15 protein-coding genes and 1 tRNA gene are annotated in these 15,706 nt (G+C 29.9%); 2 read left to right on the top strand and 14 right to left on the bottom strand.

Annotated elements, in window-relative coordinates:
- Positions 1–56 precede the first annotated feature (56 nt).
- A complete protein-coding gene (locus GMA17_RS01505; RefSeq protein WP_066253112.1) occupies positions 57–209 on the top strand; it encodes an SsrA-binding protein in 153 nt (50 codons plus the stop codon).
- A gap of 56 nt (positions 210–265) precedes the next feature.
- Positions 266–339: transfer RNA gene (locus tag GMA17_RS01500), tRNA-Arg, on the top strand.
- Positions 340–687: 348 nt separating this feature from the next.
- Here GMA17_RS01500 and GMA17_RS01495 read toward each other — a convergent pair.
- From GMA17_RS01495 to GMA17_RS01430, 14 genes are all read right to left on the bottom strand, one after another.
- On the bottom strand, positions 688–1,119 hold the full coding sequence (locus GMA17_RS01495) for a hypothetical protein (protein WP_248398351.1): 432 nt from the start codon (positions 1,117–1,119) through the stop codon (positions 688–690).
- Positions 1,119–1,490 (bottom strand): helix-turn-helix transcriptional regulator, encoded by a 372-nt coding sequence (locus GMA17_RS01490; RefSeq protein ID WP_248398349.1) that lies wholly within the window; start codon positions 1,488–1,490, stop codon positions 1,119–1,121. The genes GMA17_RS01495 and GMA17_RS01490 overlap by 1 nt, the downstream gene beginning before the upstream one ends.
- 13 nt (positions 1,491–1,503) lie before the next feature.
- Positions 1,504–2,028: a hypothetical protein gene (locus GMA17_RS01485; RefSeq protein WP_248398346.1), complete on the bottom strand. Its 525-nt coding sequence runs from the start codon at positions 2,026–2,028 to the stop codon at positions 1,504–1,506.
- 55 nt (positions 2,029–2,083) lie between these two features.
- Positions 2,084–4,936 (bottom strand): type I restriction endonuclease subunit R, encoded by a 2,853-nt coding sequence (locus GMA17_RS01480; RefSeq protein WP_248398344.1) that lies wholly within the window; start codon positions 4,934–4,936, stop codon positions 2,084–2,086.
- 2 nt (positions 4,937–4,938) lie between these two features.
- On the bottom strand, positions 4,939–5,826 hold the full coding sequence (locus tag GMA17_RS01475) for an Abi family protein (protein WP_248398342.1): 888 nt from the start codon (positions 5,824–5,826) through the stop codon (positions 4,939–4,941).
- A 371-nt stretch (positions 5,827–6,197) separates the two neighbouring features.
- Positions 6,198–6,821 carry a hypothetical protein gene (locus GMA17_RS01470; RefSeq protein WP_248398340.1) on the bottom strand — a complete coding sequence of 208 codons (624 nt, stop codon included), beginning with the start codon at positions 6,819–6,821 and terminating at the stop codon, positions 6,198–6,200.
- A 19-nt stretch (positions 6,822–6,840) separates the two neighbouring features.
- Positions 6,841–8,046 carry a restriction endonuclease subunit S gene (locus GMA17_RS01465; protein ID WP_248398338.1) on the bottom strand — a complete coding sequence of 402 codons (1,206 nt, stop codon included), beginning with the start codon at positions 8,044–8,046 and terminating at the stop codon, positions 6,841–6,843.
- A 1-nt stretch (position 8,047) separates the two neighbouring features.
- On the bottom strand, positions 8,048–9,673 hold the full coding sequence (locus GMA17_RS01460) for a type I restriction-modification system subunit M (RefSeq protein WP_248398336.1): 1,626 nt from the start codon (positions 9,671–9,673) through the stop codon (positions 8,048–8,050).
- A 280-nt stretch (positions 9,674–9,953) separates the two neighbouring features.
- Positions 9,954–11,150: a primase-helicase family protein gene (locus GMA17_RS01455; protein WP_248398334.1), complete on the bottom strand. Its 1,197-nt coding sequence runs from the start codon at positions 11,148–11,150 to the stop codon at positions 9,954–9,956.
- Between the two features lie 324 nt (positions 11,151–11,474).
- Positions 11,475–11,738 (bottom strand): hypothetical protein, encoded by a 264-nt coding sequence (locus tag GMA17_RS01450; protein WP_248398332.1) that lies wholly within the window; start codon positions 11,736–11,738, stop codon positions 11,475–11,477.
- Positions 11,739–11,948: 210 nt separating this feature from the next.
- Positions 11,949–12,293, bottom strand: coding sequence for a helix-turn-helix domain-containing protein (locus GMA17_RS01445; protein WP_248398329.1), 345 nt, complete (start codon positions 12,291–12,293; stop codon positions 11,949–11,951).
- Between the two features lie 98 nt (positions 12,294–12,391).
- Entirely contained in the window at positions 12,392–13,537 is a 1,146-nt protein-coding gene (locus GMA17_RS01440; protein WP_248398327.1) for a hypothetical protein, read from the bottom strand.
- Between the two features lie 10 nt (positions 13,538–13,547).
- Complete coding sequence (locus GMA17_RS01435) at positions 13,548–14,807, bottom strand: site-specific integrase (protein WP_248398324.1); 1,260 nt, start codon at positions 14,805–14,807, stop codon at positions 13,548–13,550.
- Positions 14,808–15,221: 414 nt separating this feature from the next.
- Positions 15,222–15,620: a hypothetical protein gene (locus GMA17_RS01430; protein WP_248398321.1), complete on the bottom strand. Its 399-nt coding sequence runs from the start codon at positions 15,618–15,620 to the stop codon at positions 15,222–15,224.
- Positions 15,621–15,706: the final 86 nt, after the last annotated feature.

Here is a 15,706-nt window from a genome sequence, read left to right as displayed (position 1 = left end):
GATTATTAAATTCTTAAATTTAACATCTTGAACAGATACTATTTTTTTTGCCACCTATGAAAAAACAAATCTTTAAATTTTTAGCTAAATTAAACAAAGCCATTCTACCAAGTTTCACGAAACAACGTTTGGATTTAAGTAAAGCCAGCAAATTTCAAATGGCAATTTTTGGCTGGAAATTATATGTAACAAAAAATGCTTTAGATTAATTGACATTTTATTTGGCATATAATATAAAAACGAATATATTTGCACCCACAAAAACGGCCTCGTGGCGCAACTGAATAGCGCACTTGATTACGGCTCAAGAGGTTACTGGTTTGAATCCAGTCGAGGTCACTAGTGTTTAAAAGGGTTTCAAGCAATTGAAGCCCTTTTTTTATTTTCATTTGCAGAATATTTGCAGAATATTCCTTTGTTCAATGAGACTCTATAATTAACTGCAATGATCATTTAAGTTGCTTTTTTCAAGTTTCCTAAATAAAAAAAGATGCTAAATAAATAGCACCTTTTTCATGGGCGGGATTGAATCATTCTATCCCTAACGTGATGCAAGATTTTCATCGAGCAGCGTTTATTATAAATACTAGATCTAAATAATTAAGATCGTTATTTTTCTAGGTGATTTTATCTAATAATTTAAACATCTTCTTTGTTCACCCCTATTTGGACTATTCTAAAAAGTAACTATTCTGAATCTCTTGATGTCAACATTTTATATGGTGATACAATAGGCAATATCATTGTTTTAAATTTAGTGTCTTGTAATTGCTGGAAAATCAACCCTCTTGCCGTAGAAAAACTTATACCCAATAAAGTCGCTATGAAATGATGCGAAAATACCGGTATATTATCTTTATTTAAATTGTATTGATCACTTAAATCTTCAATTACGAAATGAAAATCAATATGGAATTTAACACCTATTTCTTCATGAGATAAAAGATTGATAAATAATTCAATTTTAACTCTCTCATTTTTTAAATTGTGCTTTGTGTTGTGCGCTACACTAAATTCCAAATTTAAATTATCATTTATAGTATCATCGTTTATATAAGTATTTACTACTTCTATATTAAATAACTTAATTTTCTCTGGTATAATAGGGTTTTCAGCCATTACACTGCTTCTTGGGTATAATAACTTTGTTCATAGTCATCTTTTGCGGAAACTACATCTTGTGAACCACCTTCTACCATTCCTAAATAAACATATTGGGGTTCTGGATTCATTAGATTTACACCTAACGCCACTTCCATTTTTGTAATACTTTTTAATGTTAGATTATGTAAACCAGAAAGCCACTTCGTAATTTCAGATGGCTTCTTGTCCAACATTTTAGCAAATTCATTTTTCTTAATACCTCTTGTCTTTAAAATTACGCATACCTTTTGAGTAATCTCTAAATTACGCTCTATGAATCTATCGATTTCAGAATTTTTGTTTTCTTCTAACCAATTATCAAGTATGTTTTCTTTAGGAAATTCCATTTATGTTTTTGTTTTAATAATAAAGTATAAAATCTTCACTACAACTAATTAAAGTACAATCTTCGTTCCAAACAATATCTTTCTCTCGAAAAGCATTATCAATTGCTTTTGTAAGTGTATTTGCTAAATTAAAATGATTTCTAACATTATCGCAAAGTTGTGGGTTATTGTTAGTTTTAATATCGCCATTGAATAGAAAAACGACATTTGAATTTGCTCTTAAACAATATAATCTAAGATTATTGGCTTTATTCTTACCATACTCTACATAGTACGGTTTTCTGTCTTTGCCAATTGGTGGTAATGCTGAAGCATCAGCAATTTGAGCCTCATTTCTGAAAAAACGATTTTGTGCGCCATATTTTTCACCTATTTCTTTTAACCATTTTTGAATATGATATAACTTATCTTTATTCTCAACAGTATGTTTTTCAACAAACTCTTGATATAATGTTTTTTCATTATCATCCAAACAAACAGAATAATATGCTACTGTTTTATATTTGAATAGTGGTTTTATGTGTGCAAAGTTATTCACTTTTAAGTTAATTTACAAATATATTTCACTTTTAAGTTAATTTTAATATAATTACTTAACTATCCATTCCATTAATAAAAGTCTCCACAAAGTTTACGACTTTATTTAAAATTCTATCACCTATTGATTTACGTTTTAAAACATTTGGCTTTGTACCTTCTATTAAATCCAGTAATTCATCACGCAATGGTTCTCGTTCGGCATAAAGATAATCTTCTATAAGCTTTTGTGTTTTTTCTGATGATAGATTTTCTTCTTTTACGAATACTTCAAACGCTTTTTGCTGTTCTTCTGACCAGAACTTTTCAAACTCTTGAGGTATGGTTTCTGAATCTTCTATTTCAGGCAGATTATCTTCAATAAACTTTTCTATTAATTCTCGTTTACTTCTTAAATTAGCCTCTCCCGTCAAGGCATCAACGATCTCCTTTTGTTTAGCTACTTTATCCGACTGTTTAGCATCTTTTAAACCTGCCAATAATTGCAGAATATAAGAAACATTTATTACGTCACTATGAATTAACTCTAATTCAAAATCTACATCATCAAGAATTGAAACTTTTTCTTTAGTATTGTCGTGTTTGGTTTTTTGCCATAAATCTAAATACTTGCTTCTATAATCATTAAACAACTGTTCTTGCATGGCTAAATCTTCCCAATTGAAATTAGCGAAGGTTGTCATTGTATTTTTTAAACGCATTAACTCCCTAAATGCCTTGATAAACTCTAATTCATCCTCTTCACTTACTAATTGATTTACACTATTAACAGTAGGTGTTATTTTTAATAAATTGATAAAAGCATCATTGAATTTTTTAGCATAATCCTCATAAGGTTCCATTATAATCACATCTATAGCTTCTTTATTACTAAAAAGAGTAATAGCTTGATCGGTTACTTTTTTAAGATTTCGGAACACCACAATATTACCTTGTGATTTTTGCTCGTTTATAATTCTATTGGTGCGTGAATATGCTTGTATTAAACCGTGATATTTTAAATTTTTATCAACGTATAAAGTGTTTAACGATGGACTATCAAAACCAGTTAAGAACATATTTACTACTAACAGAATATCAATCTTACGTTCTTTTACTTTCTTTGAAATATCGTTGTAATAATTGTAGAATGACTGACTATCCTTTGTTGAAAAATTAGATCCAAACATCTCATTATAATGTCCTATATAACTTTCTAATTTATCCCTTTTATGTGGATTTAAAGCGTATTCAGCATTAGGTTCTGCGGCAATTGCTACTTCTTCTGGAATATATCCGTTGGCATCTGCATCGTCTTCGTTTGCTACATAACTAAATATGGTTGCTATTTTAAGATTATGTTCCCCTTCTAATTTTTTACGATATAAAATATCATAATAATCTACCAACATATCAGTACTACCCACACAAAACATTCCTGTAAATTCTTTGTTGTGCGTTTTACGGCTGTGATTGGCAATAATATAATCGGCTACTTTTTCTAAACGTTTTGGCGATTCCATTAACTCTTTACGATCAATGTCTTCTACTTCAATATCTATTTCTGTTGCAGATTCTTTTTTCTTGTATTTACCAACGTATTCTACAGCAAATTTTAATACATTTTCATCCTTAATTGCATCTGTAATCACATATTTATGCAAACATTCTCCAAACAGTTCTTTGGTTGTACGTTTACCTAATTCATTTTTAACCGCATTATCTGCAAATATGGGTGTTCCAGTAAAACCAAACATTTGAAAGTTATTGAAGAACGCTTTTATACGGTTGTGTGTTTCTCCAAATTGACTACGGTGACATTCATCGAAAATAAAGACGATACGCTCATCTTTCATTTTCTCCATCTTCGCTAAATAGTTCTTTTTGCTAATGGCTGTATTTAACTTCTGAATGGTAGTAACAATTATTTTAGTATCATCACTAAACTGTTTTACTAACGCTTTTGTATTGTCTGTACCATCTATACTACCTTTGGAGAAACTATTAAACTCTTTGGTGGTTTGGTAGTCTAAATCCTTTCTATCTACTACAAATATCACTTTTTTAACTTGTGGCATTTTCATAATAATTTGACTTGCTTTAAAAGAAGTCAATGTTTTACCTGAACCTGTAGTATGCCAGATATAACCATTATGTGTACTATTTTTGACTTTATCGATAATGCTTTCTACAGCATAATATTGATATGGTCTAAGCACCATTAATATTTTATGCGTTTCATTTAACACAATGTATTTACATATCATTTTAGAGATATGACAAGGCTCTAAAAACTCTGATGTAAAACCGTTTAAAATATTGGTTAAACGCTTGTTTTCGTTATTTGTCCAATAGAATGTTTGCTTAAATGATTGATGCCTGTTATTTGCATAGTATTTTGTATTTACACCGTTACTAATAACAAATATTTGTACGTATTGAAATAAAGCAGATTTAGCACCAAATGAATGTCTTTGATAGCGATTAATTTGATTAAAAGCTTCTTTCATTTCTAAACCTCTACGCTTTAATTCAATTTGAACTAAAGGCAAACCATTTACTAATAGCGTAACATCATAGCGGTTTTTATAATTACCTTCAATAGTAACTTGATTGGTAACTTGATATTGGTTTTGACACCAATGCTCGGTATTTAAAAACTCGAAATATAAATTATCGCCATTATCTCTAACAATATGTTGTTTTTCACGTAATGTTTTGGCTTTTTCAAATACAGAACCTTTACTCAAAATATTTAAAACACGCTCAAATTCTTTAGCAGTAAACGTTATATTGTTATGCTTTTCTAATTGTGCTTTTAAATTAGCTAATAATGAAGCTTCGTCTGGAATACTAACTTTGGTATATCCAATATTTGAAAGCTGCTCTATTAACTGATTTTCTAAAACTTGTTCTGGTTGTGTACTCATACTTATTTTTTAAAAATACTAAAAGAAAGACACCCTTTATTACTCGAATTATTTATCCATAATGGATTTTGTTCCCAACTATTTAAAAACCCTAATTTATAGATTGGAACATTTGGATTAGCTTTAATTAACTCAATAATCTTATCTTTAATTTGATGACCTGGTGTAACTGCATTTGCTAAATAAATTAATGTTGATATAATTAAAAAAGGCTTCTTTTTTTGGACTTCGGTTAATGGCATATTTAACCAATCATACATTGGGTTTGATATTGTATCGGTAGCTTTTATAGCCATAGTTCTACTCCAAAGTCTTGAATGGTGAGCTATTATGTTTCGCACATATACAATTGCTTCTAACCAACTTGATAGTTCATTATGCAAGTGTAACCCCATGTCTTTTGCAATTTGGGTTTTTTCTGGTAACTGATGGTCTATATTTTTATATAGTTTTGAAAGGCACCCCATAGAAACAACCTCTAAAGTCTTCCATGATTCTGCATTTGTTTTAGGGTATTTTCGTTTGTGGTCAACAATAAAAATTTCCTTACTATAATCAAACTCTTTCTTAATAATCTTTACAGACGAAGCGTGATATTTTGGATTTGCAAATAACGTAGCATCTAAATACCATAAAGCACCATACGACAACGACATATGATAAATCATTTTTGTCCTTAAAGCAATTTCTATTCGCTCTATAGCATCAAATAAAATAAGTTTTAAATGTCTATCAAAATTATAACGTTCGATTACAGTTTCAAAATAAGTATTTGGTTCAAAAACATGCTTTACATTATCAGATTGCATATCCCACCAATACCCTTGTAAACGATAATAACTTATGGTAGATAAAAAATGAGTAGCAGATGCCTCATCTTTAAACAGCATACCTCTGTTTTTAAGTTGCTGTAATTGTTTAGCTATGGTAAACGCTGGTTTCGTTGCCATAACTTATATAAAAAAAAATGACCCGAGTGCAGTTCTAATGGTATGCAACACGGGTTCTGTTACTGCAAATATACAAACTCCATACCATATTTTACTACTTATTACCATATTTTACTCTTTTTTAACATTTAACTTCACCCAAAAACACATTAGAAATCCTTATTTCACAGGCTCTATTCATTAAATTGTCTGATTTTCTAATACTTGTTCTGGTTTTGTTCCCAAATTTGCTGATTTAAATCCAATAGGCTAAATGAAGCTATATTCTATTTAATAACGGTTATTAACCTCTATGTACTTATACTGCTGTTTTATAGCAACAACGTATTTTTTAAATCCCTATAATCATCAGAGCCTGTTAATTCTTCAAAATCCTCCATATCATAAAAAAGTGCTAAATTTTTCTTATCTAGTTTATCATATAATCGTTTGTTTAAAGACAATAAGGTTTTGTCAAATTCACTACAAATTATAGTTGCTATCATTCTTGATCCTGCTGCCCATTCGATAGACATTTTTGCTTTTTCAGACACCCAACTATCTCGCTCTTCAAAACAATTATTTAAGGGATTGAATGTGCGAACTTGCTTTAGTTTCCAATCGTCTTTATATGGTGTAATAAATTCTTTTAATAAAGCATAGAAACCAAGAACGGAATGTTCTACAATTGAACCATAAACATTATCAAATCCCAAATCATAAAAAATGGTATCACCCGTTTGTTTATAGTACTGAAAATTGTGAGCGATAAAATTTAAAGCTAACGCTTCCATAGGATTTTTAACACTAATATAATTTTTTAGAAAGGTCTTGGCTTCAGTTATATCGAGGTCGTCTTGCTCATATAGCGATAGGATAAAATTTGTAGTGTCTAAATCTTCTGGTAGTATTATGTTTTTTCCTTTCTCACTCGAAAGTAACTCTTGTGTAATCATTTTGTAATAAGTTATATTTTTAAACAAACATCTGTTGTAACAAGCCTTTTTTATAGCTTTTGGTTTGTTCTATTTTTGTATTTACTAAATCTATATTTTCATCTATGGCAGATAGGAAATTAGCGATTTTGATTTGTTCTTCCTTGGAAACAGGAAGCAGCATTTTTTTTGATAAAAATTTAGTGTTCGTTATATTAATTGTGTTTTTAGCTCCTTTTTGAATAATTGAACTTAAATAGTTTGAGGTATTAATCGGTGATTCAAAATAAACGTGCAGTATGTAGCCTAATTCTTTAGTTTCAGGTGTAAACACACCATAAAGTGGTGAAATTATAACATCCTCCTTTATGTGATTTTGTTTGATAATACCCAAAGGAAAATCTCCAGTTGGGCTTTTAGTATAAATAATATCGTTTGGTAAAACTCGACTGTAATGACTTGTGTCTTTAGCCGAAAAACTTCTTCCTAAATGTTCTATTTGATTTATAACTCCCTTATGCACAGAAACCGAATGCACCTCTTCTTTTCCTGTACTTTTTAGTTTATGTTCAAATAATACTTCTGAAAACTTTCTTTTCTCCCACTCTGGAAACGCATTCCCATCTTCATCTTTAAACCGTAACTCTTGTTTAAAGATTTTTTGAATTACCCCTTTTTTGTATTGCTCTAAAAGAGTTTTCTTTTTTTCTAAAGTTTGTATTTGGGTGTCTATGGATGTTAGGAAATTGGCTATTTTTTGTTGTTCTTTTAAAGATGGAATATTAACTTTTATTTTTGATAAATCTGTTGAGTTAATGGCAGGATAACTTGTTCCAGTACACCTTAATAAGACTTTGTTTACGAAGTAAAATGTATGTAAATATTGATATAAATATTTTGAATTGTTCTTTGTTCTAATTTGAGCATAACCTGTAGAAGCAACATAATCAATATTATTTTTATAAAAAAAATAATTATTCATTTGATAAGGTCTTACAGTTTGATATAAAATATCTCCCTTTGACAATAATCTTTGTGCCCTACTAGGTGCTTCATTTTTATATATTCTCTCCTCTTTAGCTAAAATTCCATTTTCAACACTTTCTAAATCTATATAAATAAATGAATCAGGCAGCTCTTTACTTTTTGGGTTAATCGTTGCCGCTTTTTTTAATTCAATATTTTTTAGTTCTTCTTCAAACTCTGAAAACCTCAATTTTGGAACTAACATTTTTTCTTTCGGCATCTTAAAACGGTGTTTTAATATTTAATTCTTTACAGAAAGAAGCAATAAGGGTTTCGTTTTCTTCTAAATCAGTGTTTAAAGTTTGTATTTCAGAAGCAACGCTATCAATATCAATTGGTTCTTCCTCTTCAAAGGTATCTACATAACGTGGTATGTTTAGGTTGTAATCGTTTTCTACTACTTCTTCTAAAGAGGCTAAATAAGCATATTTATCTTCGGTTTTACGTTCTCGATACGTACTAACAATTTTATCCATATTAGCATCACTTAACATATTTTGAGTTTTTACTTTCTCAAAATTAGCGCTGGCATCAATAAATAAAATATCGTTAGGATTTTCTCTACATTTTTTAAACACCAAAATACAGGTTGGTATAGAAGTACCATAAAATATATTGGCTGGCAAACCTATAACGGCATCTAAAAAGTTTTTTTCTTCAATTAAATATTTTCGTATGTGTGCTTCGGCACTTCCTCTAAATAAAGCACCGTGTGGCAATACTACTGCCATTTGTCCGTTTTCTGCTAAATGATGCACCATATGCTGTACAAAAGCAAAATCTGCTTTACTACTTGGTGCTAACTTACCATATTGGCTAAACCTATCGTCACTCATAAAGAGTTTATTAGCACTCCATTTTGCAGAAAATGGTGGATTGGCTACAATAGCTTCAAAACGATGTTCAATATGTTGTGGGTGTTCTAAAGTGTCTTCTTGTTTAATATCAAACTTACGATAATGCACACCGTGCAATATCATATTCATACGTGCTAAATTATATGTAGTACGGTTTAATTCTTGTCCGTAAAAGTTATTTACTTCTTCTACTTCTTTAGCTACACGCAATAGCAAAGAACCAGAACCACAAGTTGGATCGTAAACCGATTTTAATTTCTTTTTGCCTGTTGTTACCAGCTTCGCCAATACCATACTTACCTCCTGTGGTGTATAAAATTCGCCCGCTTTTTTACCTGCACCACTTGCAAATTTCCCTATTAGGTATTCGTAAGCATCACCCAAAACATCTAATTCGGTATTTTCTAATTTGAAATCTATTTTATCTAAATGCGCAAGTACTTTGGCTATAATCTCATTACGCGCTTCTGGACTTTTACCTAACTTGGTAGAGTTTAAATCCATATCTTCAAAAAGGTCTTCAAAATCTTCTTCGCTATCCGTACCCATCGTACTGTTTTGGATATTGTTTAAGATTTTTTGTAAATCTTCTAATATGAAATTGTCTTTTGTGTTGTAGCTTAATGACGTGTCTTCTGCAACTGCATCAAGTGCTATGGCATCCTCATTATGATTACCACGTTTAGAAACGGCTGAAAATAATTCTGATGGTTTTAAGAAGTACCCTAATTTTTCTAAAGATTCTTCCTTTATAGCTTCTATATATTCTTTTCCAGTTTCTGTGTTTTCGTTTATTTCAGAAAATAAAAATGCATCACCTCCTTCTTTAAGGATTCTGTTGGCATATATTTCCATTTTTTCGGCTAAATATTTGTAGAAAATAAAGCCTAATATATAATCACGAAACTCATCTGCATTCATTTTACCACGTAAGGTGTTGGCAATATTCCAGAGTTGTTGTTCTAATTGTTTTTTATGGTCTTCTGACATTAAATTGGTGTGATTTTGTTTAGAATGTTAAAAATATAATTTTAATCTGACTTAATCTTGAGGATTTCAGTAAATACCTTTAAAGAAAAAAGATATACATACAAACCTTGTTGCTTGTTGCTACATTTTTCAGAAACACAATCCTGTAAGGGTTTTTGCTTAAAACAATTAAGAAACAAGGTGTCAACAATTACAAAGTTAGGGTTGTTGCAAAAATGTTGAGTTGATGTTTTTACCATAAACGCCAGCTAGCATGGCATTATAGTAATTAGTCAACGAATCAACTTAAATTTTCAAACATTCCTTTTGTAAACGTATAATGACGCCCTTTACGATTCGTTTCTTCTACAATAGGCTTATTTTGAACAGAATACGAAATATGATATTTTATATACGTACTATTTTTAGGCTCTATTTTATATAAGCTTCTTATTAATTCAGATATTTTAAACGAACTGGTTCTAATATTATGCTTACCCAGTTTATCAACTAAATCGCCAACGGAATATTTTAATTCCTCCGTATCAAACTGTAAAAACTCATCAGAAAGAATTTGTTCCAACTCCTTATTTACAAAAGTTTTGTTGCCATTCATTAACACCTCTAAAGCCTGCGTATAAATTTGTTCTTTGGTGAACCACATTCTTGTTTTTCTAGGACATGAAATTTTACGACTATTAATATAATTGATGAAATGCGGTATCTCTTCTATCAATGCTTCCAATAGGTTTGGATTATCTTGAGATAAATCAAATGGTATAATTTTTCGCACCCAATATCTGGTTTCGGAATTATCTATATAAACAAAGTTTTCTTCATTGTTTGAACACAGTATAAACTTTCCAAAAAAGCTACCCTCTATTTTATCTTTTCCTTTGGCTTCACTTTTATAGGTTTTAGCAGTAGAAAGGTTTTTTAGTCGCTCGCTATCCTCTCTTTTATCTAACAATACTTCATCTACAGCAATAATTAATTTTGATGCCCAATCGGAATTAAATCGACTTCTAAAATCCTCATTATTATTGATTGTCATATTATTTTGAAATATAAACTTCAACCAATTAATAAATGTTGTTTTACCCGTATTACGCTCGTTACTTACTAAACATAATACTGGCAATATTTGTGTTGGATTATGCCATAATATGGATAAGTAGTCCAAACCAATTTCATATTGCTCTCCAAAAATGTGTTTTAGAAATTTTTCAGTTTCCACAAAACTTCCTTTGACAATTTTATGATCTAATTTCTCATATCTATTGTAAAAACCATTAATTACTGGTTGGTAATTGGTGTGCGATGGTATTAAGCAAAAACCATCATACTTTACTATATCTTTTACAAAATCTCTTCCATGATCCGTTGCTATTTCATTTTTAGACCAAGGCACTAACATTTTCATAGTGTCCTGACTATTTAATGGCATTTTTACGTCTTTATAATACGCTGTGCCAATTCTCAAGTATTTTTCTTCCATATTTACACATTTACATTTAAAACAGACAACTTTGAGTAATCGATATTCCCATATTTAGTGGTAAAGAGAAAATTACACGTTACGCCATGCGTTGTTTTATCATTCTTACATATTTCTTTTATTCGCTCTTCAATTTGATGTAGCGGTAATCTGGGTTGATAATTAATTACTTCAATTGCTATGTTTATTTTTGACATTAAATTATGCAATATTCGTGGCGATAAAGAATTATCAGCATGTGAACATGCACTTAACAAGTCTCTTCGGATGTCTTCCAGTATATTTAAGCCATCTGGCTGGTATGTTTTTATGTTTTTCATTTCTCTATTTATAAATTAGTATTTGTTTAATGGTATCAAAATAGGTTCTTGTTCCATCCATCCTTACTGGTATGTTTTTCACAAGTATCAAATTATTAATACCGCCATTTAAAAGTTTCTGAATATCGCCTTTGGTTGCAGGTTTATTTTCTTCTCTTGTAAACAAACTGGTAGCTAAATTAGTTGCTAAAGTTCCGACAGCAGCATCACCGATTCCAGACCAACTCATTCCCTTTTTTGTTGAATCCTTTTTTGTCTTTTTCTTCATCGGGTAAACTCTGTTCAATCTGTTTTCGTTTATTGAAAGCATTTACTCGACAACTATTACTACAGTATTTCTGTTTATACCTTCTTTTTGGGGTATATTTACCACCACAATATTTACATTCGTATGTATATCTATCCATTGTGCGTTAATTTAACGTTAGACTAACGATTAATAAAATTGATTTTTTGAATGATTTAATTCTTGAATTTCTCATTTTCTTAATCTTTTTCCTTTGTTAGACAATAAAGTATCGACGTCAGTTTCAACTTCTTTAATAGTTTTTTGTTTGCCTTGTTTTATCCAGTCTATTATTTCAGACTTGAAAAAATACAAACGATTACCTTTTTTATGATAAGGTATTTCGTTCCGTTGGACATATCCGTAAATAGTGGGTTTAGAAAAACCCGTAATTGGCATAACACCATCCACTTGGATTGGTACTTCCATTTCGGGTTCTAGATTTGCCTTTTGAAGAAGTAAGGCTCTCAATTCGCTTTGACCTTTTATAAGTTCAGCGACTGCGTTAGGCAGATTTTCAAAATTTAATGTTCTCATAGTACTTGTTTAGAATTTTACAGGTACTAAGTTATAGTGTTTTTAAACCTTTATTATAGAAACAGTAAGTGCGGTAATAACAAAAGTAAGTGCAGTAATTAAATAAGTGATTTTGGCTTTGTTTTGAAATTATTTTTCACATTTTTAAAGTTCCATCCCGTAAAATTTTCAGTCAAAAGTTTAATAAAAAAATCTTGTGTTTGCCCAGTATCGAAATACTCAAAACAATAGTTTTCATAAAACTGTCTAAATAAATATTGTATTTTTAACTTCTCTCCTTTTGGTTCTTGATTAAATTTTAGTTTTTCTAAATTTTCTACACCTAAAAAGGCTCTTTGAATAAAAATTTCAAATTCACCTTGGGTTAAATACGGTTTACCATTTTTGCTTTTGCTGATTGTAAGTATTTTGAAATGCTCTATAGGTATATCTATGGGCATTGACGCACAAAAAACATTGCTCCCAGTTAAAACGGATTTAGGATCAATTATATTTTTGTTCGATTCTAAAACATCTTCTATTTTAGGTTTTTCATCGGATCTATCATTTAACGATTCTGTTAATAGTTTTTTCTCATAATATTTCAATTGTTTTTTTAGGAATTTTATTTGAGGTTTAACATGATTATATAATACCCTATCTGTAGATTGCGCAATAACCTTGTGACTCTCTAATTCTTCGATTATCTCGATAACCCTTTGCATCGCAGTTCGGGTGTCCATTTCAAGCAAAGATTCGCGCAGAATCATTAAAGAATTGGTCAACATTATCTTATCAAATTTATCAGCGTAAAAATCCAACTTACCATTTTTAGCTTCAAAATGCTCAAAAAATTCATTGGTCGCTGAAAGCAGTAAGTCTTTTGAATTAAATGTGTGTCTATTATTTTCTACATAGCCAACATATGGAACAACTTTCGCAACAATCTCGTCGTAGGCTTCTTCAAAATATTTTCTACATATAATTTCATCTGAAAGATTACGATCCATACGACAAACATTACATTCTTCTTTCACTTCATTTGGAATTGACAAGTGTAGTTTTATGAAAATAGAATTTATTCGTTCTTTGTACAATATCTCGTTTCCTAAATACTCTTTTATTGCATCAACAAACTTTTCGAGCTGCATATCTATATCTGCATCCTTTATAACACCATCTTCATAGGCTTGATAAAGTTCATCTAAAAAGTTCTTAACCTCTACTTCTGAATAACTAAAACGGTTATCTAATTTTTTTAGCATTATTGTATATTTAAAAATCCATTATTGAGTTAGCAAATTCTTTTTTAGCTTCATCTTCAAAGCCATCAAGATAATTTTTAGTTACACTTAAATCACTATGATTTAAGGCTTCACTTATAAACTCTATACTAACACCTTTACGCATTGAATTAGTAGCGAACGAATGTCTTGCCCAGTACGTCGAAATATCGCTTGGTAAATTGTTTCTTTTAGCTAGTCTCTTTAAGTGGTCGTTAACCAAGCGTGTGAAGTTTTTAATTTTCTTGTATTGCGTTTCACTTGTATCATTTTTAGATATGATGTTAAAAACAAAATCATTTTTAATTTTATTACCGTATCGGGATATAATACCATTCGTGAAGTCGGTCAAATATATTATTATTTCAGTTTTTTCGGCAGTCTTGTCAAATGTTTTTGCCCTAAAATATGAGAATCTGTCTTTTTTTATGTCTGAATATTTCAACAAAGCCATATCTTTAAAATTCATACCGTTGCATGAATAACTAAAAAACCAAAAATCTTTAGCCAGTTGTTCATTATCGTTTTCAGCTTTAGCATTAAATAACGTTTTAAGCTGCGTTGAGTTTAAAGCCTTTTTTACCTTCTTGGATTTAGGTATGCTATATTTCTTCTTGCCAAAAGGGTAAATATCATTAATTATATCGCCTTCATCAATGGCATTATTAAAGATCACTCTTAATGTTCGTGTGTAAATCCCAATAGTGGTTATACTTTTACCTTGCAGTAGCATCGTTTTCTCATAATCTTTTAACCAATCAACAGTAATATGATTAAAAGTTAGCTTTTCACCTTCACATTTCTTTTTAGTCTTGCTAAATTCAGCCAAAGAATTAAAAGTGTATTTATAACTTTCAGCTGTTCCAATTTTATCATTTTTCATGTTTTTGCTAATCACAAGATCAAAATGATACTTCACATTATTTTTATCTGACGATTTACGGAAAAATTTAGTTTCAAATTTATCAAAATCAAAAACAGTCATTTCCCTTGCTTCATTTTCTGCTCTTGATAGATAAGCTTGAAGCTTTGTATAAACCTCTTTATTAGAACCACGCAACTTATTACTATTACCGTTTACCCAAATAGTTTCAAATTTATCTTCGGTTAAGTCAACATCTAAAGAATACCATTTTTCTTTTTTTGTCTGCTTTCCATATACTCGCAATTTAACAGGATAAGTTTTATTAGCTTTTTTCCTTCTGACATCTAGCTTAATAGAAATTTTATAGTCATCTATTTTTTTGTTCATAGTAATACCGTTTCTGCAAATATAAATATTTGCAGAATATTTGCAGAAAAAATACATTACTAAACATATAATAGATATTAACACATAACAGCAAAAACCACGTTAATGCTATATAATATCAATAATCAGCTATATTTCGAGTAACTAACAAATAGCTATATACTTGATTACGGCTCAAGAGGTTACTGGTTTGAATCCAGTCGAGGTCACTAAAATTACTTAAATAAGAAAAAAAACGCCAAGCTAGCTTGAGCGTTTTTTTTGTTTTAAGCATGTTTTGAGCGGAGCTTTCTTAATGCGCAGCAATTTAAAAAACTTAATTTTTTTTAATACACTTCTGAATTTAAAACCATTACACCGTATAATCCATGTTTTAAGTATTCAAATCAATTTTAACGTTAAATACCGAATTTATTAGTTCCCTTTTTTTAATTCAATACTCAAATTTACAAGCATAATAAGCTCGGATTTGTTTTGACCAGAAAAACTAGCTGCTAGTTTACTCGCCATTTTTAATATAGCTTCATTGATAGGTTTTGAGAATAGGTTATTATTCTGCTTTTTATAATCTAAAAATTCATCAAAGCACTTTTGTGCATCGCTTTGTTCTAAATACAATGTATTAAATATTGATATAACGTGGTATTTAAATTCTGTTTCTAAAAAAATATGACTGAAGCTCGAATCATCTAAACATGAAACTAAAGTACTAAACTCTTCTTTAACGATGTTTTTATCGGCAAAAGCCACAGCATAAAACAACTTTCCAAGGTTTTGAAAAAATTCTAAATTTCTTATTTGATTGATATTCATAAATAAAAGTCTTTATCTTTAAATTTAAAGCTTTAAAACGGTTTTATATATGATATAAATCAGTTTGGATACATTTAAAAAAAAAC

It is taken from the genome of Bizionia sp. M204 (genome assembly GCF_023205095.1).
Lineage (GTDB): Bacteria > Bacteroidota > Bacteroidia > Flavobacteriales > Flavobacteriaceae > Algorimicrobium > Algorimicrobium hallyeonense.
The sequence above is the reverse complement of the archived record's forward strand: the minus strand, read 5'-3'. Positions and strand labels throughout refer to the sequence as shown.